The organism is Methylotuvimicrobium sp. KM1 (assembly GCF_044788715.1).
Lineage (GTDB): Bacteria > Pseudomonadota > Gammaproteobacteria > Methylococcales > Methylomonadaceae > Methylotuvimicrobium.
On record NZ_CP173170.1, the window covers coordinates 4,210,484 to 4,236,603 of the forward strand.

Here is a 26,120-nt window from a genome sequence, read left to right on the forward strand (position 1 = left end):
CGCTTTTTAATCTCAATATGTCTTGGAAATTGTTGGCGATCTTAGGTTATAAAGCACCAGGCGTAGGGTGCGCATCGTGCACCTATGTCGGGACCCATACGCATCAAGCTAACACAGCTTGCCGTTGATAAATCGCTACCGACCGCTTTCGGCGAGTCTAAAAAGCGTAGTGCAATCCGGGCTACGTGCTTTAATAGCAACTTGGAAAAGAGCGGATATGGATTGGCCGTTTTTAGCTTGATGCGTATGGTTCGAAACCTCTCGTCGGTTAGGCACCATGAAAAGGTGCGCGATGCGCACCCTACGATGCCATCCATTGATGGCTAGCAAACCTCAACCGTAAAACGCCTGATCGAGGTGATGCAGCAGCCTATTAGGCCCGGTATTTATCCATTTGCAGCAAACTGTCCAAAGCCGTTTTGATTTTGGCATTGGCTTCATCGTCCAATTCACTGTTTTTATAGACTTTATCGAGCAAACCTTCTTTGACCATCGCCTCTTTTATCCAACGCTTGGCAAAGCGGTAATTGGTCGGAATGCTGGCCGTTTCGCCGGTCGCCGGATCGCGCAAACCGCTCTTGCTTGCGGGCGATTCATTTTTTTCAGGCGCTTTTGCAACAGGCTCGGGCGCTTTTTTAGCAGTTCGCGGCGCCGGTTTATTTTCGACAACTTTCACTTCAGCGGGTTTAGCGGTTTCGGCTTTCGCCGGATGCAAATCCGCTTTTGACTTAATGGCTTTCATATCGGCCATTTGATCGCCAACCACCGCATAAACTACATAAGCCACAAAAATCGTCGTTAAAATAAACAATATTTCCGCCATATCCCCTTCCTCCAGTTAATTAATTGAGTTGCCTGTTTAATTCGCCATTCGGCATGATTATTAGGCTGTTTGTTATTATCTTTTTCATCGTTTAAAAAAGCCGTGGACTTATTCGTTATTTTTCTTAACCTTGTCACCGACCACCATATAGACGACATACGCGACGAATATCGTCGTTAAAATATAAAACCCCGTTGCCATCGATTACTCCATTTTAATTTGTTATTCTATTTTCGCCGAAAAAAAGGCCTTTTTTAATAAAAAACCAAGCTTTTGACCATAACAGCGAATATACCAGAAGCTGCGCGACCGGGTAAACCGTAAATCCTTACCAACAGACCTGCCCTTTGGCCAAGCTCGGCAAGTCATCCCTTAATCCCATGGCATGACGGTTCAAATAATCTTTCAACGCCGCAGTATGATTGATACGGTTCATGCCGAACGAACGTAGTTTGGCGAACATTGGATTGCCGACCGCATAGGTTTTATTGATTAAATCCATACTCGCCATCATCATTAAGTTATCGCCTTTACGCCAGCGTTCATAATGCCTTAAATATTGAACACCGGATAACGGCCGACCCGACCGTTTAGTGCCTATGACGGCTTCGGCCAAGGCTGCGGCATCCAACAAACCGGCATTGGCGCCTTGTCCGGCCAAAGGATGCATCGCATGCGCCGCATCGCCCACTAATGCAAAATGACTGTCGGTATAGCGGTCGGCAAATTGAAATTTCAGCGGAAAGGCCGCGCGCGGGCCGATCTTGAGCATGTTACCAAAGATACCGCCCGATGCTTGCTGTAATAGCCTTAAAAACTCGTCATCGGGCAATGCTAAGTACTGTTGCGCAGTCTCGGTCGATAAGGTCCAGACAATTGAACACTGCCCATCGAAAAGGGGTAAAAAAGCCAACGGTCCTTCTTCGAGAAACCGTTGCCATGCTGTCGCTTGATGCTCGAGCTCGGTTTGCACGGTCGCGACCAAACCGTCTTGTCGATAGGGCCAACCCGTCACGCCGATACCGGCCATAGACCGCAAGGCCGATTCGCGCCCATCGGCGGCAACCACCAAAGGCGCTTCAAAACATCGTCCATCCGTCAATCTTAAGCGTCTGCCGTTTTCGATCGATTCCATGCGCTCGATTTCGGCAGGCGTGATGCATTGAACGGTCGGCAAAGCGTCCAAGACGTCCCAAAGCGCCGCGACCGTAATTCGGTTTTCGACGATATGTCCCAATTCGGAGAACACCGTATCGGCGCAATCGAAATGCAAATAGCCATCGGAGCGGCCATCCCAGACACGCATGTCCTTGTAAGGCGCGGCGCCTTTTTGAATGATGCCGCACCAAGCACCGATACCGTCCAGAATGGCCTGAGAGGCTTTGGTCAACGCCGATACGCGGTTATCCCGCAGGCTTTCGTCCCATTGCCGCTCCGGACTGCGCCTGTCCAATAACAAGGTTTCGACCCCGCCATGGCCTAGCGCACAAGCCAAGGCCGCCCCGACCATGCCGCCGCCGACCACTATCACTTCCGCTTGTATCGTCATCCGCCTTATCTCCTGTTGCCGACGCGCGGCAATCTGCCGGCCAAGCCCATCGCATGGCGAGTCAATAACGATTTACCTCCAGGCAGCGTATCGAGCAATGCCAAACCGAGATTTCTTGCCGCCGCCAATGCGATCCAATCATTCGAAAAAATCCTGACTACGTTATCGGTAAAGCTGATTATTTTATTCAGATCCTTTCGCCTGGACTGAGCATAGCTCCTTAAGAACATTGGATCGCCGATATCGCGTTTGCGTTTGGCTTGTTCGATCAGCATCTCAGCTAACTGCACGACATCGCGAAGCCCCAGATTAAAGCCTTGTCCTGCAACCGGGTGCAATTGATGCACCGCATTACCGATGATCACCGAACGCCCTTTCACCATCGTTTCGGCCTGTACCAAGGTCAGCGGGAAGGCCCGGCGCGGAGCCGCCAAACTCAATTCTCCCAGGCGATAGCCGAAACACACTTGCAATCGTTCGATGAATTCTTCGCCGGAAACCGACATCAAGCTTTCGGCGTCCCGGTGCGTATTGGTCCACACCACGGCGCATTGGCTTCCTTCGATGGGCAATAAGGCCAAGGGCCCGGAAACGGTAAAGCGTTCGAAAGCGGTATTGCGATGCGGCAATGAGCAATTTACGGTCGTCACCAACGCCGTTTGTCCGTATTCGGTCGTTTGCTGCCCAATATCGAGCAATTTCCGCACCGAGGAATTACCGCCGTCGGCGCCGATCAGTAGCTTGGCAGTCAAGGTTATTGATTCGTCACGGTATTTGAGACTCGCGCCGACATCGATATCGGTACTAGCCAAACCCGCCAATCGAGCAGGACTGAGTTTGGTAACCCCGGTCCGTTCGACCAAGTCCGCGACATGGCTTTCGATATCGCGGGCCTTGATCACATAACCCAGTGCCTTGACGCCTTCTTTTTTCGCCGACAAGCGGGTTTTTCCGAAATGCCCGCGATCGGACACATGAATATCCTCGATCGGCGCGGCCTTATCGGAAACTCCCTGCCACGCGCCGAGCGCATCAAGCATCGTCACGGTGCCGGCCGCCAATGCCAAGGCGCGATCGCCGGCCCATGAGTTTTGTAATTGCTCGCGGCTCTGCGCTTCGACCATGGCGATTTCGAGTCCCGAACCTTCAAGGGCCAAAGCCAGACAATTACCGGCCAATCCGCCGCCGATAATCAATGCATCGTATTGAGTCCTCATCAGGCCGCCTGCATCAAAGCTTCAATGGCTTCAATGCTTTTCGGCACATTTACCGTTAAAATATCGTAGCCGTCTTGCGTTACTAGCACATCGTCTTCTATTCTGATCCCGATACCCCGCCATTGTTCGTCGACTTGCTCGCAATCCTTAGGAATATAAAGACCGGGTTCTATCGTCAACACCATGCCCGGCTCCAATATCCGCCATTCGTCCTTGACCTTGTAATCGCCGACATCGTGTACGTCCATGCCGAGCCAATGCCCGATTCGGTGCATATAGAATTTTTTATAGGCTTCGTCCTTGATCAATTTCGCTACGCGTCCTTTCAGTAAACCCAATTTAACCAAGCCTTTGGTCAAGGTTTTTACCGATGCCTCATGAGCCTGATTCCAAGGATTGCCGGGCTTGATCTCGGCCAAGGCGGCCGCTTGGGCATCGAGCACCAGTTGATAAAGCAGCTTTTGGGGCTCTGAAAAACGCCCGGAAACGGGAAAGGTGCGCGTGATATCGGCCGCATAGTGATCGCATTCGGCACCCGCATCGATCAATAATAAATCGCCGTCGGCCAATTTCGACGTATTTTCGGTGTAATGCAGTACGCAAGCATTCTTACCGGCCGCGACGATCGACGGATAGGCGACCGCCCTTAGACCTTGCTGTAAAAAATGATAGATGATTTCGGATTCGATTTGATATTCGTATAAACCGGCGCGGCATTTTTGCATTGCTTTGACATGCGCATCGGCGGAAATTTCGGCCGCCTTACGCATCAATTTGATTTCGGCCTCGCTTTTGAACAAGCGCATCTCATGCAAGATATGTTCGAGCGATACCAACTCCAACGGCGCATTGACGCCGGCCCGCGATTGATTGCGCAAATGGTGCACCCATTCGAGCAGGCGGTGATCCAAATCGCTATCCCGCCCCATCGGATAATAAACCTTTTCTTTATTTTCAATGAGTCCGGGCAGTATTTCATCGATATCGTCGATCGGAAATGCATCGTCGGCGCCGTAATCGGTCGTTGCTCCGATCAAGCCGGCATGCGCACCTTCCCAAAGCGCTTTTTTCTCATCGTATTCGCGGCAAAAAAGTAAATATTGTCCTTGCTGCCGACCCGGTATGAATACCGCAAGCGCATCCGGTTCGTTAAATCCGGTCAGATAATAAAAATCGCTATCTTGACGAAACGGGTAATGCACATCCCGATTACGGGTTTGCGCCGAGGCGCTAGGTATCAATCCGATATTACCCTTGCCGATCTGTTGCATTAATCGCTTACGGCGTTTTTTAAATTCTGCTTGTTTCATTTTTCCTCAAGTACCGCTTCTTTAATGAGAGCTACCGCCAACGGAACCGGACAATTCATTACGAATTAACTGTACCGCAACTCGTAAGTATTCTTGAATTTCAGCAAAGGCTTCTTGGCCCTCTTCACTATCTTCATCGTCAGAGATGACATCCAGCTTAGTAATTTCGACAATATCCTTCACTATTTCGCCGACATCCCCAGTCCAATTTGAAGACGATTGACTAAATCCGATACCGAATAAAAAGCCTTGACACCAATCGCGCATCGCTTCAACAGCTTCGCTTAAGTTATCCTCTTCGACATCCGGCAATAGTAAATCGAAAGTATAATCGTCATCCGTCAATAACGCTCTTGTTTGTTCGAACAAATCCCCTAACAAGATATTTCCGCCAGAAGCGTAAGCCCCTTCCCCGAATAGCTCATCCAACCAGTTTGATTGACTCGCTCTTACGTCAACACACAGCATACCGGTTGCAATGCCATGCGCTTCTGCTGCCGACACCTCGGCCCCCTGTTGACGTAGCGTCTGATCGATTGTCTGATAAATCATTTTCTTGTTAAAAAGTACGGATTCCAAAAAATTAACCGGCTTATGCTAACATTGATTGACTTAATGGATAATACTGAGAGAAAGTTATTTTTAGCAAACCGTCATTTTCAGTACAATTAGCCAAGTTGCTTAATCTATTTCTTGAGTTTATTCGCACGGTAAATTCGGCTCCTTCGCCGCTACCCCATTGAAAAAGGCCGGAACATAAAACCGAAATTAACCAGGCGATGACTACACTTTATCTACTTAAATATTATGCCAAAAGCTGAAAACGACCATTCACTCGAATTAAAAGACTTGGAAGAAAAGCTTGATCTTTTGATCGAACAATACAATGCGATCAAAAATGAAAACCATTCGCTCAAAGTCAAGCAAGCGGAACTTGTCAAGCAAAAAGCCAAGTTGCTTGAAAAAACCACATTAGCCAAAACCCGAGTCGAAGCGATGATCTCCCGTTTAAAATCCATGGAGCATGGCGCATGAGCAGAACACCTTCCGCTGTCACACTTGAAATTCTCGGCAAGGAATACAAAATCGCTTGCGAACCCGAGGAACAAGACGGACTGATAGAATCCGCTCGGCAACTCGACAGAAAAATGCGCCAAATCAGAGATTCCGGCAAGGTTAGCGGTGCCGATCGCATAGCTGTCATGGCTGCCCTGAACATGGCTCACGAGCTCCATCTAGCTGAGTCCCGGAACCGCGAATTGGAATTACATTTGGCGGATAGCCTGATAAAAATGAGCAATAAAATAGAAAACGTTTTGGAAATTACAGAAACGCGTTAAAATGAAGTCCTGTATCTCCTGCAGCGTTCGAGGGTGGGCTGGGTGTTTCCTGAACCTATATTTACCCCGGGAACAAATGTTCGACCTTGGTGTGCATACCCGCTTTACGCGGGAAGCCTGATAGGTCGCCTGCGTTCCCACTTGAACCATTGGTTCAAGGACGATAGCTCATTACGGCGCAGGTGGGAGATACTGCCTCTATTGCCTTTCCTACTTCCTTTTGATTGAAAAACCGTCTAAGAATAAAAAGGCATGGGATATCCGCCGTGAACCCGTCCATGGAGCTTGACGGCAGCGTTCCCTGCTGCCGACATCCTCGCTAGCCACACCCCATACCTTCATAAAGTTAACCATTTTTTGAGTATAAAGGGAGTATATCCATGAACTACTGGTTAATGAAATCCGAACCTAACGAGTTCGGTATCGACGATTTATTCAATAGACCCCATCAAACCGAACCCTGGGACGGCGTCAGAAATTACCAAGCCAGAAACATGATGCGCGATCAAATGAAGATCGGCGATTTGGCTTTTTTCTATCATTCCAACTGCGATATCCCCGGCATCGTCGGCATCATGAAAATTAGCCGCGAAGGCTACCCCGACCATTTCGCTTTCGACCCCGACGACAAACACTTCGACCCGAAAAGCTCGCCAGAAAACCCACGCTGGTTCATGGTCGATGTTCAATTCGTAAAAAAACTATCCCGCACGATCCCGTTACAAGAACTGAAACAATACCCCGCCGAATTGGAAGACCTCGCCCTAATCAGACGCGGTAACCGCCTATCAATCATGCCGGTTTCGAAAGCGCAATGGGATTTTATATTGGGGCTTGAATGAAACGATAGTGTTTGATCTATGCTGGTATAAAAGATAGGGACTCACGCGAAGGCGCAAAGACGCGAAGAGAAAAAGAATAATGAATACGCCGCTATCACACACTGATTTATCAGCAAGGTTAATCGTGTTAATTGCAAACTCTTTTTTATTCTTTCCTTAGCGTCTTCGCGTGAGGAAGAAGATCACATAATAACCGGGCAACAACGGCCGCCCGGCCAATACAGCTTTTAATGGCTAACTTCGACTCTCGCGCCTTTGCTTTGCCCGATTCCGCCAAGCATTTGCACGAACCAAGGCGTGTCGATATCGAACGGCTTGCCGCCTTTGATGCGCGGAAATTCGATCGCGCGCAAGACGTTACCGTTATCTTCATCGTGACCGATGACGCCGGACTCGCGGCGGAATGCGCATTCAACCGCTAAATCGGCGCAGGATTTGATCAGGCGAATGTCGTCGACGTTCGAGGCCGATGCCCGTGCGAAATATCCCGATTTTTGAATCAAGGTTTTTTCGGCGCCGATCATTTCGGCGAATTGCTCACCGAACCATTTGCCCGGATTGACCGCATCGAGCTTGATGTGACCGAATGCATCGCGCGGAACTTCTTGGCCCTTGGCTTGCATTTCGGCGACGATCGCATCGACACCCGCGCCTTCCGAAACGAATATATTGACGCAATCGACTTTATCCATCACTTCGCGCAAGCGCTTGGCTTCCGCGGCCAGGTCGATTTCCATTTCCGGAACAAAAACGCCGTGAACTTCGTATGCCGCACGATCGAGACCGATTTCCGGCAGCCATTCGGAGCGATCCAACAATTTGCGGTATTCCATTGCGGTCGCGGCAGTCAACCAACCGCAATTGCGGCCCATGACTTCATGAACAATCAGCATGCGCGGATTAGCGTTATACTCGGCCACGACATTTTGGAAGTAATGCGCGCCTTGCTCCGCTGCAGTCCATGCGCCTAAAGATTGTTTAATCGGGAAAACATCGTTGTCGATCGTTTTCGGCAAGCCGATGACCGTCAATCCATAATCGTTTTTCGCGAGGAAGGCCGCCAAGTCAGCTGCCGCGGTATTGGTGTCGTCGCCGCCGATCGTATGCAGTACATCGACGCCGTCTTTGACTAATTGGTCGGCCGCTACTTTTTGAGGATCCTGACCTTCTTGAACCAAACCGCGCTTGATGCAGTCTTTGACGTTGGTCAGTTTGACCCGGCTGTTGCCGATCGGCGAACCGCCGAACTTATGCAGCAGCGCGGCATTTTCGCGGATTTTTGGTGTAACTTTATAAGAATCGCCAAGCAGCAGGCCTTTATAGCCGCTACGATAACAAATGATTTCAATCGAAGGGTCGATTTCGGTGTAACGCTCGATGAGACTGCCGATGGCTGAACTGAGGCAAGGCGCTAAACCGCCTGCGGTGAGAATTGCGACTTTTTTTGGTTTGTTCATGAGATTTAAGCTTTGTGGTTATAAAGTTTGTGATTATAAAAACATTATGCAGTGTAAACACGGAAAACACTTCTTCCGCTTTTTTAAACCCGGCTCATGCCGTTTGGGAATTTAAACGACGCAACGCTTAAGATAGAGCCTGAATCGGTTGACGATGAATTTTAGCATAATCGGATCAAATCGCTGCCGTCGATTTAAACCTCTAGTACCCGAAAATTACCACGATAAATGTGCCTAAGCGCCGATTTTTAAGACAGGCCGCTCAATTTCGGCGAAAATAGAAACCAATTCTTAACTCTATTCATTAACCAGCCTCCATCTTTCGGATTATCCGACCCAATGCGTAAATACCAGGGACAATTAGTTCACCAAAGCTTCGATGAAGAAGGCATCATCGAAATCGTCGAATCGGAAGGCGTCCGCGCCTTACATTTCGGCTCGTCTTCACGGCAAAGCAGTATGTTGCTGACCGATCCGGACCAATTGCATTCGCTGTATGCCCGCGCGATGATGGCCTGGCTGTTGTTTAAAGACCCCCCCGGCGATGTATTGATGATAGGCTTAGGCGGCGGATCTTTGGCAAAGTTTTTACTGCAACACTTCGAAGACTGTAAAATAAAGGTCGTAGAATACCGGCGCGGCGTCGTCAAGATCGCGCGTAGCCATTTCGATTTACCGCTCGATTCGCGTCTGAAAATAAAAATCGGCGACGGCGGGCACTATATTCGCCAAAAGAGTCTAACGGCATCGGAAAGCTACGATTTATTGATGATCGATGCGTTCGATCATGAAGGCATGTCCGACTCGATCGGCGGCGAAGCGTTTTTCGACGGCTGCAAGAATTTGCTGAATCCGGACGGCATGCTAGCCATCAATTTATGGGGCACCGACAAAGCGCTGTTTCAGGATGTCGCCTGGCACTTAGGCAGGGTTTTCGACTGGCGCCTATTGTTTCTGCCGGTACGCGGGAGGGGCAATGTCATCGGCTTTGCTTTTAACAACCCCATGCCCTTGCCGACTCAAAAAGAACTTCGAGGCCGCATGCAACTTCTGGAAAACAAATACCACCTGGAATTCCCCGTTTTTTTGCAAGATTTAAAGCGTAACAACCGTACTTTATTCAACCGGATTATCAAACCATGATTGCTCCCGCCATGCCTAGCGCGCCGAATCTTTTCGGCTACCGCAAATACTGGGCGCACCGTTTCGGAACGGCGCCCGAATTACCGATGACTCGCGCCGAAATGGACGAACTCGGCTGGGATTCGTGCGACGTTATTCTAGTCACCGGCGACGCCTATATCGATCATCCGAGCTTCGGCATGGCGCTGATCGGCAGACTCCTCGAAGCACACGGTTTTCGGGTCGGTATTATTTCGCAGCCGGACTGGACTAGCGCGGAAGATTTCAAACGCCTGGGCGCACCTAATCTTTTTTTCGGCGTGACCGGCGGCAACATGGATTCGATGGTCAACCGCTACACGTCGGACAAAAAAATCCGCTCTAACGATGCTTATACCGCGGGCGGCGAAGCCGGCAAACGCCCGGACCGCGCAGTCAACGTGTATTCGCACCGCTGCCGCGAAGCTTTTAAGAATGTACCGATCGTCATCGGCGGCATCGAGGCGAGCCTACGCCGAATTTCGCATTACGATTATTGGTCGGACAAGGTCAAAAAATCGGTCTTACTCGACTCGAAAGCCGACCTATTAGTCTACGGCAATGCCGAACGACAAGTCGTCGAAATTGCGCACCGGCTAGCTAACGGCGAAGCTATTGCCGATTTGCAATTCATTCGCGGCACCGCGCATTTCGTCAAACAAATTCCCGAAGGCTGGCTCGAAAAAGATTCGACCGATGTCGATATTCCGGGCCATGTCGCGCCACCCGCAAACCCTTATCAAGAAGAACCCGCCTGCGACAGCAAGCCGGCCGGCAATGTGATCCGTTTCGAGCGACGCATCGGCAACGACAAACGCGCGCAAACCGTCATTCGTCTGCCGGCCTATGAGGCCGTCAAGGATGATACGATTCTTTACGCCCATGCATCCCGAGTGATGCACGGCGAAACCAACCCGGGCAACGCACGCGCGTTGATTCAACAGCACGGCAATCGATTACTCTGGGTCAATCCGCCGCCGATCCCGCTCAGCACACAGGAAATGGATGGTGTCTTCGACCTCCCCTATTCGCGCCTGCCGCATAAACGTTACGGTGACGCGAACATTCCGGCGTTCGAGATGATTCAACACTCGGTCAATATCATGCGCGGCTGCTTCGGCGGCTGCACATTCTGTTCGATCACCGAACACGAGGGGCGCATCATACAAAGCCGCTCCGAAGATTCGATCATCCGTGAGATCGAGGCGATCCGCGACACCTCGCCGAATTTCACCGGACACATTTCCGACCTGGGCGGGCCGACCGCAAACATGTACCGACTGGCCTGCAAGGATCCGAAGATCGAAGCGGCCTGCCGCAAGCCTTCGTGCGTCTTTCCCGGCATTTGCGACAATCTGAATACCGACCATTCCCATTTAATTAAATTGTACCGGCGTGCCCGAGCGCTGCCCGGCATCAAGAAAATCTTCATCGCATCGGGATTGCGCTACGATTTGGCCGTCGAATCGCCGGAATACGTCAAGGAATTGGTCACGCACCATGTCGGAGGCTATCTTAAAATCGCACCGGAACACACCGAGCAAGGTCCGTTGTCGCTTATGATGAAGCCGGGCATCGGCACTTACGACCGATTCAAACAAATGTTCGATAAGTATTCGAAGGAAGCCGGCAAGGAGCAGTATCTGATTCCCTACTTCATCGCCGCGCATCCGGGCACGACCGATGAAGACATGCTGAATCTCGCGCTCTGGCTCAAACACAACGGCTTCAGGGCCGACCAGGTTCAGGCGTTTCTGCCGTCGCCGATGGCGATCGCGACCGCGATGTATCACTCCGGCAAGGACACGCTGCACAAGATCGGCCGCAAGGCGCCGGATATTTCGATTCCGAAAAGCGTCAAGCAACGCCGTTTGCATAAGGCTTTTTTACGCTATCACGATCCGAAAAACTGGCCGCTGCTGCGCGAGGCTTTGAAAAACATGGGCCGCGCCGATTTGATCGGCAACGGTAAAAAGCATCTGGTACCGACGTTTCAGCCGAAAGGCACCGTCGACACCGCACCCGCTAAGACGCTGCGATTTAAAACCAAGCATACCGGCTTCGGAAATAAACAACGCAAGCAACCGGGCCGGCGAGCCGCAAAGTCTCGTTAGGACTGGGACATCAAAAGTCCCCCTATTTTATGGAGGGATCGGTTACTAGATTGGCAGGTGTAAGGCGGCAGGGCAGATTTTTGCTCCTCGGCAATTGCTGAGTTACAAGGATGTAACGAATGCAGAAAATGCAGGAACATTTTTCTGCCCTCCATTGCCCCAATACATGCCATCCATGGCAATCTGATAGCCGCCGCAAAGCTTACTACTTGTAGAAGTTTTTGCGCATATTCCTAAACGTTGAACATAAAAAGAGCAGTTACCATGTGTTGTAGACCGTTCGTGCTGAGTAAAGTCGAAGCATGAAGGGTCTACAACACTTTCACCCGCCTGGTGAAGCCTCAAACTATCGTTCACCCTTCGACAAGGCTCTCCTGAGCCTAGCCGAAGGGCTCAGGGCGAACGGTAGTTTGAGGCTCTCAACTGCTCTTTTTAGGTTGAAATCTATTTCGTTCGATGCCCATCGCAGCCTCGTCTCCGAAGCAGAACTCGGTTATTCATTCAGCGAACACACGGGAACCGGCAATGAAATCCCTTCAATAAAACAACTCCAAAGCTAGCATCAATGCGTCTTCCCGCCCTTCTTGGGCGGGGTAATAATCCTTGCGGATACCGATTTCGTTAAAGCCCATTTTTTCGTATAACGCAACGGCGCCAAGATTGGAAGGACGAACTTCCAAAAAGACGGTTTCGGTTTTGTACCATCTGGCAACGTCGATCAGATGCGTCAACATTTTACGGCCGATACCTTGTCCCTGTTCTTCCGGCGCGACTGAAATATTCAAAATATGCGCTTCGCCAACCGCGACAGAAACAATGCTATAGCCCAATATTCTATCGACATCTTCACAGACCCAACAGCTGTAACCGGCTTTGAAGCAGTCTTTAAAAACGCCTTCGCTCCATGGAAAATCGTAGTTAGTATTTTCTATCGTCAAGACGGCGCTTAAGTCCTTGCCGGTCATACGCCGCATCCTTAACAAATCGTCTCTAGTGACCGAGTCCGGAAAGATTTTTGCATAGAACTCACGATCGGCATCGTAGACGACAATATCTTTAAATCGTTGTAATAACTCCCGCATGTTCAACCTTTAATCTCGTCAAATGTAGCTATGGCCAATTGTAGATCCTGCCAGGCTTTGCGCTTTTCTAGCGGCGACCTTAACAAATAAGCGGGATGATATACCACAATTAGCGGAATGCCGTCCAATGAATGTACCGTACCTCTGAGCTGGCCGATGGTCTTGTCGGTTTTCAACAACTTTTGCGCGGAAACGCGCCCGACCGCCAGAATAATTTTCGGCTTGAGCCAAGCGATTTGCCGATGCAAATAGTCGCTACATGCTTCGACTTCGGTCGTTAAAGGATCACGGTTATTCGGCGGCCTGCATTTTAGAACATTGGTAATAAAAACGTCATCGCGTTTTAAGCCGATGGCTCTTAGCATTTCGGTTAGCAATTGACCGGCCCTGCCGACAAACGGCTCGCCTTGACGATCCTCGCTTTCTCCCGGCGCTTCGCCGATGACCATCCACCCCGAACTTGCCGAACCGCTACCGAACACGGTTTGTGTCCGGCTTTCGCATAATGCGCATTGTCGGCATGCCGCCACTTCGTTTTGTAAATCCGCCCACGTTGGTTTAGCATCGGATAATATCGGCTGCGCTTCGACTTCAGGAACAAGCGGCTGTTCAGGCATAACCGGTGCGGCTGTCTTTTGAACATCACCGAGTAGAACGGATACGGTCGTTTGCGGCGCTGCTAAATCACTGGCCTCGGATTTTATTCGATAACTAGCCGGTACTTGCCGGGAAACCCAAACATCGATCCCGATCGCTTTTAGGTAATGAAGTCGAGTCTCAGTATCCAACATTGTTAGGCGTATGCTCGCGCACTTTGGAAGTGCGCGAGCGGATAGGAAAAGGAAGCTTAAACATCGCCTTTTTGCGGATGCCGACGCTGGTTAGGCGCATGCAATTTATTGACCGCATTGATATAGGCTTTTGCGGAGGCAATCACAATGTCGGTATCGGCGCCCAAGCCATTGACGATGCGCCCTGCCTTGTCGAGGCGAATCGTGACTTCGCCTTGCGAATCGGTACCATTGGTAATATTGTTGACCGAATACAATTCCAAAATGGCGTGCGTATTAACCAGGCTTTCAATCGCCTTGAGACTAGCATCGACCGCACCGCTCCCGGAGGAGCTGCCGGTCATTTCTTGATTATCGATGCGTAAAGTAACCCGCGCCGTCGGCACTTCTCCGGTTTCGGAGCAAACGCTCAATGCGATCAATTTGATGTATTCATCCTCGGCGCTGACACTGACTTCGGAAATCAGCGCCTGCAAATCCTCGTCGAAAATTTCGTGCTTTTTATCGGCCAGTTGCTTGAAACGAAAAAATGCTTCGTTCAATTCTGCTTCCGAGGTGAACTCAAAGCCGAGCTCGGTCATGCGCGTCTTGAAGGCATTGCGTCCCGAATGCTTTCCCAGCACCATGCGGTTAGCGGCCCAACCGACATCTTCGGCACGCATGATTTCATAAGTTTCACGGCTTTTCAGCACGCCGTCCTGATGAATACCAGATTCATGCGCGAAGGCATTAGCACCGACGATCGCTTTGTTCGGTTGCACCGGAAAACCGGTAATCGTCGAGATTAAGCGCGAACAAGTCATGATTTCTGTCGTATCGAGTGTCGTGTCGCACGGAAAAACATCTTGGCGCGTTCGTACCGCCATCACGACCTCTTCCAACGCAGCATTGCCGGCACGTTCACCGAGCCCGTTGATCGTACATTCGACCTGGCGTGCGCCGTTCATCACCGCCGCTAAAGAATTGGCAACCGCCAAGCCCAAATCGTTGTGACAATGCACCGAGAAAATCGCCTTATCGGAATTCGGTATTCGTTGAATCAAGTTACCGATTGTCGCGCCGAATTGATGCGGAACACTGTAACCGACCGTATCGGGTATGTTCAGTGTAGTCGCGCCGGCATCAATGACCGCCTCCAATATCCGGCACAAAAAATCTTCTTCGGAGCGCCCCGCATCCTCGGGCGAAAATTCGACGTTATCGGTATATTGCAGTGCGCGTTTCACAGCTTTAACGGCCAATTCGATCACTTGTTCCGGTTGCATCTGCAATTTCATTTGCATATGAATTGGCGAGGTTGCGATAAAGGTATGAATGCGCGAGCTTTCGGCGGCTTTCAGAGCCATACCCGCTTTATCAATGTCTTTTTCCAATGCCCGCGCCAAACCGCAAACAGTGCTGGTTTTGACCGCTTTCGCAACCGCTTCGACCGCTTCGAAATCGCCCGGACTCGCGGCAGGAAACCCCGCTTCGATCACATCGACTTTCATTCTTTCCAGCGCTTTTGCAATTCGGACTTTTTCATCACGCGTCATCGACGCCCCCGGACTCTGCTCGCCATCGCGCAAAGTCGTATCAAAAATAATTAATTTGTCTTTCATGAGAACTCCGTTCATCAAGAAATTTGATGTTAAGAAAACTGATTAGTAAGGATTGTGTATAACGGGGGAGAAATAAAGTATGTGCCCGCTAGGGCAGCAGGAAAAGAAGAGTTGGTTTGAACGGCGCCGGAAAAACAGCGCCGAAAACGGTGCTTGTTGAATTGCTGGCGGTAATATAGAAGTGGGATTTCATGAGTTGGACTATACGCGATTGTGTTTTTTGCCTCAAGAAATTTGTTAAGGATTTGGTCATAAATAACTTCCCTATTTTTGGAGGGTTCGGTTGCTCGATTGGCAGGTGTCGGCGGCAGGGAAAGCCGCCGTCAAGCCTACAAGGACGTATTCACGGCGTCCTGCCAGGCGAGTTACCGAACCCTCGATAAAGCTCATAACTCCAAGAAGTTATTTTTCGCGAAATCCTAAGCCTTTCTATGAAGTCTGCGGCGACGCATGACCAAGGTAAAAACCGGTCCGGAAATCGCATACCCTAAAGACAACAAAAACAACATGATTTGCGGCTGCGCCATCACAAATGCAACGCCCAACATCACGGCAATCGCGACGACAAACGGCACCTTACCCTTCCAATCTATCCCTTTGAAACTGAAATAACGAAAATTACTAACCATTAGTAAGCCGGTTGCGATCGTCAAAATTAAGGCCGCATATTTTAGCGTATCGATATCATAATCGTATTCGATCGAAATCCAGATAAAGCCGGCCAATATCGCGGCGGCGGCGGGACTCGGCAGGCCTTGGAAATAGCGTTTGTCGTCGGTTTCGACTTGCGCATTGAAACGTGCCAATCTCAATGCGCCGCCGGCCATGTGCACGAATGCCGCAAACAGGCCTAGCTTACCCAAGCTGGAAAACGCCCAGAGGTACATGACCAAGGCCGGAGCCGCGCCAAACGAGATCATATCGGATAAGCTATCGTATTCAACACCGAATTTGCTTTGGGTATTTGTCAAACGCGCTACGCGCCCATCGAGCCCATCCAAAATCATGGCGGCAAAAATCGCCACGGCTGCGGTTTCGTATCGCCCGCCCATTGCCGATGTAATCGCGTAAAAACCGGCAAACAACGCACCTGTCGTAAACAAATTGGGTAATAAATAAATACCGCGGCGGCGGGGCGTGGAAGATTTTTCAGGCGTCATAATTTTTCATCTACTGTTGCAACATTTGCAATAAAACAATGCCGCAGATTATACAATGAGCCGAAAAAGTACTCATGAATTAATAGCGACTTGGAAATCGGATTCGGAGACGAATCATCTGTGCCACGCAATGGCTAAACTCATACGTGGGTGCTCATCTCATTTAGAGCCAAAGTCATTAAGGGATGGACATGAATTAAATACGCTACCAGACAAAAGAGCGCGTCAGTTACTTGAAAACGCGACCCCGCGAATTCTAAAATGCGAGAGCGGCAAAAAAGCCGCTCTCGCATGACCCGGAGAAGTTATCCGATTAGTTTTTCGACTTATCGACGATTTTGTTGGCACTAATCCATGGCATCATGCTGCGAAGTTTTTCACCGACGATTTCGATCGGATGCTCGGCATTTAGGCGACGTCTTGCCGTCATTTCCGGATAACCGGTCATGCCTTCCATGATGAATCTTTTCGCGTATTCGCCTTTTTGAATGTTCTCCAACGCCTCGCGCATGGCGTAACGGCTTTCTTCGTTGATGACTTTAGGACCGGTCACGTACTCGCCGTATTCGGCGTTGTTAGAAATCGAATAGTTCATGTTCGCAATACCGCCTTCGTACATCAGATCGACGATCAATTTCAATTCGTGCAAACACTCGAAGTATGCCATTTCCGGTTCGTACCCGGCTTCAACCAGTGTCTCGAACCCGGCTTTGACTAACTCAACTGCACCACCGCACAATACGGCTTGCTCGCCGAACAAATCGGTTTCGGTTTCATCACGGAAGGTGGTTTCGATGATGCCGGAACGACCGCCGCCGATCGCCGAAGCGTAAGACAAACAAATACTCTTTGCGGTACCAGAGGCATCCTGCTGAATCGCGATTAAATCGGGAATACCGCCACCGCGGACGAATTCGGAACGCACCGTATGACCTGGAGCTTTCGGAGCAATCATAATCACATCGAGGTCGGCACGCGGTACGATTTGATTATATAAAATCGAAAAGCCGTGCGCGAATGCCAAGGCTGCCCCTTGTTTCAGATTCGGTTCGATTTCCGCTTTGTATAATTGCGCTTGGAATTCATCCGGCGTCAGGATCATCACGACATCGGCGCTCGACACTGCTTCAGGAACCGATTTAACCGTCAAGCCTGAAGCTTCGGCCTTGGCTACCGAGGGAGAACCCGCGCGCAGACCTACGACGACATCGACACCCGAGTCTTTTAAATTGTTGGCATGCGCATGACCTTGAGAACCATAGCCGATGATCGCTACTTTTTTACTTTTAATGATCGAAAGATCGGCGTCTTTATCGTAATAAACTTGCATGTGTTTTCTCGTTTTGTTTTATGAATAATGTTTGCTTTGAATTCTAGAGATGCAGCCCTTTTTCGCCCCGGCATATTCCGGTAGCGCCCGACCGGACCACTTCGATGATAGTCGTTTCATCGATTGACTTGACGAAGGCGTCCAATTTATCCGATGTTCCGGTCATTTCGATCACGAAAGTCGTCGGTGTTACATCGATTATTCGACCGCGAAATATATCGGCGATACGTTTAATTTCGGCGCGCGTAGCTTCGCTGGTTTTGACCTTAACCATCATCAATTCGCGTTCGATATGCGCCGATTCCGCCAAATCGATTAGTTTCACGACATCGACCAACTTATTGAGCTGCTTTGTGATTTGCTCGATGATATCATCATTGCCTCGCGTTACCAGAGTCATGCGCGACAGACTCGAGTCTTCGGTCGGCGCGACGGTCAACGATTCGATGTTGTAGCCGCGCGCCGAAAAAAGCCCGGCGACTCTCGATAATGCGCCGGCTTCATTTTCAATTAAAATTGAGATTATATGCCTCATTATGCCAACTCCCTGTCCGTCGGTGTACCTGGGGCAACCCGCAATTTCATATCGTGATGCCCCTTACCGGACTCTATCATTGGGTAAACGTTTTCTGTGCGGTCGGTAATGATGTCCATAAATACGGTTCTATCTTTCATCGCGAACGCCTCTTCCAGAGCGGAGCGCAAATCGGCTTTGTTTTCGACCAGCATGCCGACATGACCATAAGCCTCGGCTAGTTTAACGAAGTCGGGCAAGGTATCCATGTAAGAATGCGAATAACGGCTTTGATAAGAAAACTCCTGCCATTGCCGCACCATACCCATGTAGCGATTATTCAAATTAATGATCTTGACCGGCGTTTTATACTGCAGCGCAGTCGACAGCTCTTGTATGCACATTTGAATACTGGCTTCACCGGTCACGCAAGCGACATCCGCTTCCGGAAACGCCAATTTAACGCCGATCGCAGCCGGCAAACCGAAGCCCATCGTACCCAATCCGCCCGAATTGATCCAGCGACGAGGCTTATCGAAATGGTAGTACTGGGCTGCATACATTTGATGCTGACCGACATCCGAAGTAATGTAAGCATCGCCTTTCGTTACTTCGTAAAGCTGCTCGATAACATACTGCGGCTTGATCAACGAACTTTCGCGATCATATTCCAAACATTGCACTGAGCGCCATTTGTCGATTTGCTCCCACCATGCAGCCAAGGCTTTTTTGGATGGCTGCTTTTTGCTCTCTTTGACCTGCTCGATTATTTGCGTCAAAACGGGTTTGACTTGCCCAACGATCGGTATATCGACTTTGACGGTTTTCGATATTGATGCCGGGTCGACGTCGATATGAATAATTTTGGCGTAAGGACAAAATTCGGCTAATTTGCCGGTAACCCGGTCATCGAAACGTGCGCCGACGGCAAGAATCACATCGCTCTCATGCATGCCCATATTCGCCTCGTAGGTGCCATGCATACCCAACATTCCGATGAATTGCTTATCGGTGGCAGGATAGGCACCTAAACCCATTAGCGTATTGGTAATCGGGTAACCCAGTGTTCGAGTCAACTCGATCAATTCCCGACTTGCTTCGCCGAGGATCACTCCACCACCCGAATAAATCATCGGACGCTGAGCAGACAAGAGCAACTCGACTGCTTTCTTGATTTGGCCTTTATGCCCTTCGACGGCGGGATTGTAAGAACGCATAATGACTTTACGCGGATACTTATAAGGCACTTTGATACTAGGGTCGGTAATATCTTTCGGCACGTCGACAACCACAGGACCGGGGCGCCCGGTCGATGCGACATAAAAAGCTTTTTTAATGGTTTCAGCCAACTTGGTAACGTCTTTGACCAAAAAGTTGTGCTTGACGCACGGGCGACTAATTCCCACCATGTCGACTTCTTGAAATGCATCGCTACCGATGACCGGCGACGGCACCTGCCCTGAGATCACCACCATTGGAATTGAGTCCATATAAGCGGTCGCAATACCGGTTACCGCGTTTGTAGCTCCCGGACCGGAAGTCACTAAAACGACTCCCGTTTTTCCGGTCGCGCGCGCATAGGCATCCGCGGCATGAGTGGCGCCTTGTTCATGGCGCACCAGAATATGCTTAACGTCGTCTTGTTGAAAAATAGCGTCGTAGATATGCAGCACTGCTCCGCCAGGATAGCCGAATATATACTCCACTCCTTCGTCTTTGAGACTTTGAACCAAAATTTGTGCGCCGTTTAGCTCCACACTATTACCCTCTGCATTAACTATCAGGTGATCAATAAAACCCATTCATGACTGAATCGCTTGGTTTTATTTTAAAAAAAGGTTAGATAAACTACTGGTTTTGCACTTGTTCGTCAAGACAAATCAAGACTTTGATGACATGAGCTGCACCGCTAAACATGACACAATCAATAGGTTATAAAGCGCGTAATTCATGCATCGAATTCAACAACCCACAGCCCATCATATCGGATATCCGCCGGAAAAGCTTGGAGACCATTCCAGCAACAGCAATTCCCAATTTGGGGAGCAAACAGGGTGTGGGGTATGCTTGGCGAGGATGTGCGAGGATGTCGGCAGCAGGGGCAGATTTTTGCTCCTCGGCAATTGCTGAGTTACAAGGATGTAAGGAACGCAGAAAATGCAGGAGCATTTTTCTGCCCTGCATTGCCTAAAGAGCCTACTGTTGGTGCCTAATACACGCCATCCTTGGCGCTTAGCTGCCGTCAAGCCCCCATGGATGGGCTCACGGCGTTCCTCGACAGGGATACCCCACACCCTAAATCCAGCGAGAACGCTCAAACTGGGAATTGCTGATTCCAGCAGTACTACTGAAACCGACTTACTAAAACCTCTGTCCAAATTTGAACAACGCCAATGAACGCCGCCGAAAAATTACGCCTGTTACTCGCCCGCCCCGGAATTATCGTGATGCCGGGCTGTCATGATGCATTATCTGCGAAGCTATGTGAAAAAGCCGGTTTTAGCACGGCCTTTATGAGCGGTTTTGCGGTTTCGGCCGACCGCCTCGGCCTGCCGGATACAGGCCTGATATCTTATGCCGAATTGCTTGACCAGGGACGTAATATTTGCAATGCCGTGTCGATCCCGATCTGGGGCGATGGCGATACCGGTTTCGGAAACGCGCTCAACATCAAGAGAACCGTACAAGGTTATGCTCAAGCCGGTTTTGCCTGCATTATGCTGGAAGATCAAATCGCTCCCAAACGCTGCGGACATACCCGAGGCAAATCGGTTGTCGGACGCGACGAAGCTGCAATGCGGATACAAGCAGCCGTAGACGCCCGCAATGAAGGTGCCGACATATTGATCATGGCTCGAACCGACGCCCGAGCCACCCACGACCTAGACGAAGCGATCCGGCGCGCAAATCTATTTCACGAAATCGGTGCCGATATCAATTTTCTGGAAGCTCCGGAAAGCGAACAAGAAATGCGCCGCTATTGCGCCGAAGTACCGGGACACAAAGTTGCTAATTTGATCGAAAACGGAAAAACACCGCTATTGCCCCACGAGCAACTCGAAGCGATGGGTTATAAAATTGCCGTTTATCCATTGACACTACTCAATGCCTCGATTGTCGCGATGCAAAACGCGCTGCATGGACTCAAAACCGGCCAAAACACACCGAAAACACTGAGTTTCAAGGAATTGACCGAAACCGTCGGATTCGAAGACTACTACCGGGAAGAAAAGCGTTATCGCTTTTAGTCCGCCCAAAATTCGACCTGATAACCTGAAAATTTTCGAACATTGATGACGCCGGTATCAAATAACAAATATTGACCTTTTATCCCTTCCAAAACCCCTCCGACCTCGGCTTGCTTATCAAAATTAAAAGATTTGACCTTAACCGGATAACGTTGGACCGGATAAGCGATATCGACCGGCTCGGCATTCGGTAGATATTCGATCGCACTATCACCGAAGCGCGCGGTAATATCACTCAACTCTCCCCGACACAATGCCAAAAGCTCATCGCGCTTAGCGCATAAATCAGCCGGCGTTGTATTGTTTTTGAGCATTTGCTGCCAACTGGTTTTATCGCTGACATATCGACCAATTGCGACTTCGACCAACCCTGACACATAGCGCGAGGCCACTTTCATTATAGGCAATGCCTGTATAGCGCCTTGATCGATCCACCGTGTCGGAATTTGGGTTTGCCGTGTTATACCGACTTTGATACCGGAAGCATTGGCCAAATAAACATAATGCGGCTGAAAACAGAATGTTTCACCCCACTGCGGTTCGCGGCAGGTACCTTGATGATAGTGACATTTTTCCGGCTTTAAAATACACATATCGCATTGCGCGAGCGAAACGAAACAAGGATAACAATAACCTTGGCTAAAACTTTTTTTGGTGTCCCTTCCGCAATGAACGCAAGCAATCTTACCGGTAAAGCGCAAGGTTACCGGGCGACCAATAAACTGATTCAGATCTATGCCATCCTCGCCTAAAGCCAACCGATAACTAACCGACTCGCCTAATTCTGCTTGCATTTTCGTTAAAAAACCTAACACTAATTATTCCCCCGACCTACTCCCTTTTGATTGAAAAAACCGTCTAAGAATAAAAAGACATGGGATATGTCTATCGAGGACCGCCGTTCACCCAGCACCTAAATTATCCCAGATAGTTAACCATAGCCAATGGACTATGGAATTTAGGTGCTGGGTAAACCCGTCCATGGGTGTTTGACGGCAGCGTTCCCTGCTGCCGACATCCTCGCTAGCCACACCCCATACCTTCATAAAGTTAACCATTTTTTGAGTATAAAGGGAGTAGTATTTTCCAATAAACTAATAAGTTGCTTAAAATAGAGCTGATATGCTTCGTACGGAGCGGGTAAGTTAAACCGCGTCCTACTCAATCCGAAAACGCCGACATATCGTTTGTCGAAGAGCGCAAATAACCATCGGTGTTGTGTTCAACCCATCGTTCGCCGCCATTTTGCAGTCGCTCTTTTTTCCAGAACGGCGCTTTATTTTTCAGCGCCTCCATGATCTGACGACCCGCGTCGAAAGCATCACCTCGATGCGAAGCCCAAACCGCGACCACCACAATCGGTTCATTCGGTTTAATCTCGCCAACTCGATGCACGACCAAGGCATCCAGCAAATGCCAATCGCGTATCGCTTGCTTTACGATATCATCCAATTGCTTTTCGGTCATACCCGGATAGTGCTCTAGAACCATACCGGTTACCGAATCACCATCATTAAAATCGCGCATCGTCCCGACGAACACATTGGTCGCTCCAAACTTACCGGCCCAATGCTTCGCCGAATCTTGGTACACTACGACCTCATGCCACGGATCGAATAAATCGGCACTAATTTTGATCATATCGTCTCAGCCTCCCGTAACCGGCGGAAAAAAAGCCACTTCATCGCCGTTTTGAACCGTATGCTCAATATCGACATATTCCATGTTTACCGCGGCCAATATATTGTCCGACATCGGCCGGTTAGCATTGGCCATCGCCCAAATTTCCGCCACCGTCACTATACCGTTCACATCAACCAGATCTTCGGAGCGACCGATACTATCCTTTAAACTGGCAAAATAACGAACTTTAACTGACATAATCATTCACGCTACACTGAAAAGATAAGATAATAAAGACACATAACCATTTAATCATCTCATTTAAACTCTATGACCCAACTGACCCATTTTAACCAATCCGGCGAAGCCCACATGGTAGATGTCGGCAATAAGGATATAACCGAAAGAGTCGCTATCGCCGAGGGCTATATTGAAATGAACCCGACGACACTAGCACTCATCGAGCAAGGGACGCATAAAAAAGGCGATGTACTGGGTATTGCCAGGATCGCGGGCATCATGGCCAGCAAAAAGACTGCCGACCTTGTTCCATTATGCCATCCGTTGCCTATTTCGCACGTCGAAGTCAACCTTGAAATCGAAAATGACACAAGTCGAGTGTATTGCCGAACCACCGTCAAAACCCGAGGACAAACCGGGGTCGAAATGGAAGCTTTGACCGCTATACAAGTCTCGTTACTGACTGTTTACGACATGTGCAAAGCTGTGGACCGGGGCATGACCATTCAAGGCGTACGCCTACTCAAAAAATCCGGCGGCAAGTCAGGCGATTGGCTTCGCCCTTGATATACCCATCGTGGATCAAAATTCGGCGCCTAGGACCCGTCAAAGGACGCCGTGGATACATCCATGTAGGCTCTATTCCAGCCCCTCACCTAGCATTAGGTGAGGGACCGAGCGCCCCGGCGCTTCCTTAGGCACTGCCGAAATTTAAGGCGTGAAAGGTATAATACAACCCACTCCCGCAGTCGCCACCTCATTTTTAAATGACTTATTTTAGTGAAGCATTAGCCGCCGCATTCCGGCTCATTATACAATTCGATCACGACATATTTTTCATCGTTTGGACTTCGCTTAAAATTGCCTTTATCGCCACCGTCTCCGCAGGGATTGGCGCGATCATACTGGGAATATTGGCGACAGTTAGCGACTTTCACGGAAAACGTATTCTACAACATCTGCTAAACACCTTATCAGCAATGCCTACCGTTATGATAGGTTTGATATTGTACGGACTACTGAATCGCCGCGGACCATTAGGCGAACTCGACCTGCTCTATACACAAACAGCCGTAATAATTGGCGAAGCTTGCTTGATTTTTCCGATCATCATGAACATGGCCATGGTTGGCGTTCAATCGGCCGACCGGCGTTTAGTGAATACATTAAAAATGCTGGGCGCCGGCCCCTTCGATCAAATACTCCCGATTATCAGCGAGCTTCGTTTTATTTTATTGACCGCCATCATCACCGGCTTTGGCCGAGCCATTGGCGAGGTTGGCGCCGCGATGATGCTCGGAGGGAATATTCAAGGCGCTACCCGCACAATCACGACTGCAATTGCATTAGAAACCGGCAAAGGTGACTTCGAAATGGGATTGGCTCTTGGAATACTGCTGCTGTCGATTGCTTTTTTCATTAACCTTGCCTTGCAAATACTGCCTGCCAAACCCGGCGCATAAAAAAGCCCCAACCACTGTAACTGCAATTGGGGCCCTTTACCGTTAATAAACTTTTCTAGTCAAATTTCGGCGCCGGGGCGCTCATCCTCATCAAAGGACGACGTGAACCCCAGCACCACAACACAACTAGCAGATGTCGAATCTAATGATATACCTTTCGCACTTCAAATTTCGGTAGTGTCTAAGGAGGCACTGGGGTGTGCGGCAAAGGCTTTGCCAGCAGGGATGCTGGCATAGAGCCTACATGGACGTATTCACGGCGTCCTTTGACGGACCCCCAGCGCCGAATTTTGATCTACGAAGGGTATAGATACTGCCGCTATTACGCAGTGTAATTTGCCGACGCAAAATCCCAATTGACTAGCGCCCAAAACGCCTCCAAGTATGCTGGACGTGCATTGCGGTAATCGATGTAGTAAGCATGCTCCCATACATCGCAAGTCAATAAAGGTGTCTGACCTTCGGTCAATGGGCAGCCAGCATTACTGGTACTAATCAAGGCCAAAGAACCATCTTTATTTTTTACCAGCCATGCCCATCCCGATCCGAAGGTGGTAACCGCACACTTGGTAAAAGCCGCTTTAAATTCGTCAAACGAACCAAAAGCTCTGTTAATCGCATTTGCCAGATCGCCGGTCGGTTCGCCTCCGCCATTAGGGCTCAAGCTATTCCAATAAAAAGTGTGATTCCAGATTTGCGCCGCATTATTGAAAATACCGCCAGACGATTTAACCACAATTTCCTCGAGAGGCAATCCGTCAAATTCGGTACCGGGAACCAAATTATTGAGGTTTGTTACATAGGTTTGATGATGCTTTCCATAATGAAACTCTAAGGTCTCCTCCGAAATATGAGGCGCCAGTGCATCTTTTGCATAAGGTAATGCAGGAAGTTCGTAAGCCATGTATTTCTCCTAAATTTGAATAAAAAAAACAACCGACAATATGCCGGGCAGAAAAAGAAACCAAGTAATTTAATAAAGATTTATACTTTATCATTCACAGCTAATTAAATAAAGCACGCATGAACCGACATGCATATTTAAAGAGCATGCATTTCTAAACATTCGGCATCGACTAATGAAAACATCGGCGCCCGCGAAATCTTGTGCGGCCACCATCCCAGCGCAGAAATCTGACTAACAAAAGGTATGGTACCAAAATAGATTTTTTATTGCATAAGGGATTCGGTCATAACAGCAATGCCCAATTTGAAGATCAAAAAGGGTGTGGGGCGAGCTTGGTGAAGCAGTGCG

The 26,120-nt window shown here is 49.5% G+C and carries 25 protein-coding genes and 1 other RNA gene; 9 read left to right on the forward strand and 17 right to left on the reverse strand.

Going from position 1 to position 26,120, the window contains the following annotated elements; genetic code table 11:
- Window positions 1-373: 373 nt before the first annotated feature.
- The 5 genes from ACINK7_RS18175 to ACINK7_RS18195 form a co-directional block, all read right to left on the reverse strand.
- Entirely contained in the window at window positions 374-823 is a 450-nt protein-coding gene (locus ACINK7_RS18175) for a hypothetical protein (RefSeq protein WP_404357472.1), read from the reverse strand.
- A gap of 328 nt (window positions 824-1,151) precedes the next feature.
- Window positions 1,152-2,372: a UbiH/UbiF/VisC/COQ6 family ubiquinone biosynthesis hydroxylase gene (locus ACINK7_RS18180; RefSeq protein ID WP_404357474.1), complete on the reverse strand. Its 1,221-nt coding sequence runs from the start codon at window positions 2,370-2,372 to the stop codon at window positions 1,152-1,154.
- 5 nt (window positions 2,373-2,377) lie between these two features.
- A complete protein-coding gene (gene ubiH, locus ACINK7_RS18185; protein ID WP_404357476.1) occupies window positions 2,378-3,589 on the reverse strand; it encodes a 2-octaprenyl-6-methoxyphenyl hydroxylase in 1,212 nt (403 codons plus the stop codon).
- Window positions 3,589-4,899 carry a Xaa-Pro aminopeptidase gene (gene pepP, locus ACINK7_RS18190; RefSeq protein WP_404357478.1) on the reverse strand — a complete coding sequence of 437 codons (1,311 nt, stop codon included), beginning with the start codon at window positions 4,897-4,899 and terminating at the stop codon, window positions 3,589-3,591. Before pepP ends, ubiH begins: the two co-directional genes overlap by 1 nt.
- Before the next feature lie 21 nt (window positions 4,900-4,920).
- Complete coding sequence (locus ACINK7_RS18195; RefSeq protein WP_404357480.1) at window positions 4,921-5,451, reverse strand: UPF0149 family protein; 531 nt, start codon at window positions 5,449-5,451, stop codon at window positions 4,921-4,923.
- A 255-nt stretch (window positions 5,452-5,706) separates the two neighbouring features.
- Between ACINK7_RS18195 and ACINK7_RS18200 the strand changes: the two genes are divergently transcribed.
- The 4 genes from ACINK7_RS18200 to ACINK7_RS18215 all read left to right on the forward strand — a co-directional run bounded on the left by ACINK7_RS18200 (window position 5,707) and on the right by ACINK7_RS18215 (window position 7,081).
- Entirely contained in the window at window positions 5,707-5,934 is a 228-nt protein-coding gene (locus tag ACINK7_RS18200; RefSeq protein WP_404357482.1) for a TIGR02449 family protein, read from the forward strand.
- Window positions 5,931-6,239, forward strand: coding sequence for a cell division protein ZapA (locus ACINK7_RS18205; protein ID WP_014149722.1), 309 nt, complete (start codon window positions 5,931-5,933; stop codon window positions 6,237-6,239). The genes ACINK7_RS18200 and ACINK7_RS18205 overlap by 4 nt, the downstream gene beginning before the upstream one ends.
- A gap of 12 nt (window positions 6,240-6,251) precedes the next feature.
- Window positions 6,252-6,432: non-coding RNA, 6S RNA (gene ssrS / locus ACINK7_RS18210), on the forward strand.
- A gap of 187 nt (window positions 6,433-6,619) precedes the next feature.
- On the forward strand, window positions 6,620-7,081 hold the full coding sequence (locus ACINK7_RS18215) for an EVE domain-containing protein (protein ID WP_404357484.1): 462 nt from the start codon (window positions 6,620-6,622) through the stop codon (window positions 7,079-7,081).
- 227 nt (window positions 7,082-7,308) lie between these two features.
- On the opposite strand, the gene ACINK7_RS18220 is transcribed toward ACINK7_RS18215, so the two are convergent.
- Window positions 7,309-8,538, reverse strand: coding sequence for a pyrophosphate--fructose-6-phosphate 1-phosphotransferase (locus ACINK7_RS18220; protein WP_404357486.1), 1,230 nt, complete (start codon window positions 8,536-8,538; stop codon window positions 7,309-7,311).
- A 339-nt stretch (window positions 8,539-8,877) separates the two neighbouring features.
- On the opposite strand from ACINK7_RS18220, the gene ACINK7_RS18225 reads away from it, so the two are divergent.
- Both ACINK7_RS18225 and ACINK7_RS18230 read left to right on the forward strand, forming a co-directional pair.
- Complete coding sequence (locus ACINK7_RS18225) at window positions 8,878-9,681, forward strand: spermine synthase (protein ID WP_404357488.1); 804 nt, start codon at window positions 8,878-8,880, stop codon at window positions 9,679-9,681.
- Window positions 9,678-11,813 carry a YgiQ family radical SAM protein gene (locus tag ACINK7_RS18230; protein ID WP_404357490.1) on the forward strand — a complete coding sequence of 712 codons (2,136 nt, stop codon included), beginning with the start codon at window positions 9,678-9,680 and terminating at the stop codon, window positions 11,811-11,813. The genes ACINK7_RS18225 and ACINK7_RS18230 overlap by 4 nt, the downstream gene beginning before the upstream one ends.
- 536 nt (window positions 11,814-12,349) lie before the next feature.
- On the opposite strand, the gene rimI is transcribed toward ACINK7_RS18230, so the two are convergent.
- The 7 genes from rimI to ACINK7_RS18265 all read right to left on the reverse strand — a co-directional run bounded on the left by rimI (window position 12,350) and on the right by ACINK7_RS18265 (window position 20,048).
- The gene (rimI, locus tag ACINK7_RS18235) at window positions 12,350-12,895 is read right to left on the reverse strand and encodes a ribosomal protein S18-alanine N-acetyltransferase (RefSeq protein WP_404357492.1); all 546 of its coding nucleotides are present in this window, start codon (window positions 12,893-12,895) and stop codon (window positions 12,350-12,352) included.
- Between the two features lie 2 nt (window positions 12,896-12,897).
- Entirely contained in the window at window positions 12,898-13,686 is a 789-nt protein-coding gene (locus ACINK7_RS18240; protein WP_404357494.1) for a uracil-DNA glycosylase family protein, read from the reverse strand.
- 56 nt (window positions 13,687-13,742) lie between these two features.
- On the reverse strand, window positions 13,743-15,287 hold the full coding sequence (locus tag ACINK7_RS18245) for a 2-isopropylmalate synthase (protein ID WP_404357496.1): 1,545 nt from the start codon (window positions 15,285-15,287) through the stop codon (window positions 13,743-13,745).
- Window positions 15,288-15,706: 419 nt separating this feature from the next.
- Window positions 15,707-16,447 (reverse strand): CDP-diacylglycerol--serine O-phosphatidyltransferase, encoded by a 741-nt coding sequence (gene pssA / locus ACINK7_RS18250; RefSeq protein ID WP_404357497.1) that lies wholly within the window; start codon window positions 16,445-16,447, stop codon window positions 15,707-15,709.
- A 313-nt stretch (window positions 16,448-16,760) separates the two neighbouring features.
- Entirely contained in the window at window positions 16,761-17,777 is a 1,017-nt protein-coding gene (gene ilvC, locus ACINK7_RS18255; protein WP_341326260.1) for a ketol-acid reductoisomerase, read from the reverse strand.
- A gap of 43 nt (window positions 17,778-17,820) precedes the next feature.
- Window positions 17,821-18,312 (reverse strand): acetolactate synthase small subunit, encoded by a 492-nt coding sequence (gene ilvN / locus ACINK7_RS18260; RefSeq protein ID WP_404357499.1) that lies wholly within the window; start codon window positions 18,310-18,312, stop codon window positions 17,821-17,823.
- Window positions 18,312-20,048: an acetolactate synthase 3 large subunit gene (locus ACINK7_RS18265; protein WP_404361475.1), complete on the reverse strand. Its 1,737-nt coding sequence runs from the start codon at window positions 20,046-20,048 to the stop codon at window positions 18,312-18,314. Before ACINK7_RS18265 ends, ilvN begins: the two co-directional genes overlap by 1 nt.
- A gap of 636 nt (window positions 20,049-20,684) precedes the next feature.
- Between ACINK7_RS18265 and ACINK7_RS18270 the strand changes: the two genes are divergently transcribed.
- The gene (locus ACINK7_RS18270) at window positions 20,685-21,539 is read left to right on the forward strand and encodes an oxaloacetate decarboxylase (RefSeq protein WP_404357501.1); all 855 of its coding nucleotides are present in this window, start codon (window positions 20,685-20,687) and stop codon (window positions 21,537-21,539) included.
- Here the strand turns inward: ACINK7_RS18270 and ACINK7_RS18275 are convergent.
- The 3 genes from ACINK7_RS18275 to moaD all read right to left on the reverse strand — a co-directional run bounded on the left by ACINK7_RS18275 (window position 21,536) and on the right by moaD (window position 23,420).
- Window positions 21,536-22,333 (reverse strand): DUF2797 domain-containing protein, encoded by a 798-nt coding sequence (locus ACINK7_RS18275; RefSeq protein WP_404357503.1) that lies wholly within the window; start codon window positions 22,331-22,333, stop codon window positions 21,536-21,538. The two genes, ACINK7_RS18270 and ACINK7_RS18275, sit on opposite strands and share 4 nt — an antisense overlap.
- Window positions 22,334-22,700: 367 nt before the next feature.
- Entirely contained in the window at window positions 22,701-23,180 is a 480-nt protein-coding gene (locus ACINK7_RS18280) for a molybdenum cofactor biosynthesis protein MoaE (RefSeq protein ID WP_404357505.1), read from the reverse strand.
- 6 nt (window positions 23,181-23,186) lie between these two features.
- The gene (gene moaD, locus ACINK7_RS18285; protein WP_404357507.1) at window positions 23,187-23,420 is read right to left on the reverse strand and encodes a molybdopterin converting factor subunit 1; all 234 of its coding nucleotides are present in this window, start codon (window positions 23,418-23,420) and stop codon (window positions 23,187-23,189) included.
- A gap of 72 nt (window positions 23,421-23,492) precedes the next feature.
- Here moaD and moaC point away from each other — a divergent pair, with 72 nt between their 5' ends.
- Both moaC and ACINK7_RS18295 read left to right on the forward strand, forming a co-directional pair.
- The gene (gene moaC / locus ACINK7_RS18290) at window positions 23,493-23,969 is read left to right on the forward strand and encodes a cyclic pyranopterin monophosphate synthase MoaC (protein ID WP_404357508.1); all 477 of its coding nucleotides are present in this window, start codon (window positions 23,493-23,495) and stop codon (window positions 23,967-23,969) included.
- 200 nt (window positions 23,970-24,169) lie between these two features.
- Entirely contained in the window at window positions 24,170-24,865 is a 696-nt protein-coding gene (locus tag ACINK7_RS18295) for an ABC transporter permease (RefSeq protein ID WP_404357510.1), read from the forward strand.
- A 322-nt stretch (window positions 24,866-25,187) separates the two neighbouring features.
- On the opposite strand, the gene sodB is transcribed toward ACINK7_RS18295, so the two are convergent.
- Window positions 25,188-25,769: a superoxide dismutase [Fe] gene (sodB, locus tag ACINK7_RS18300; RefSeq protein WP_404357512.1), complete on the reverse strand. Its 582-nt coding sequence runs from the start codon at window positions 25,767-25,769 to the stop codon at window positions 25,188-25,190.
- Between the last annotated feature and the right edge of the window lie 351 nt (window positions 25,770-26,120).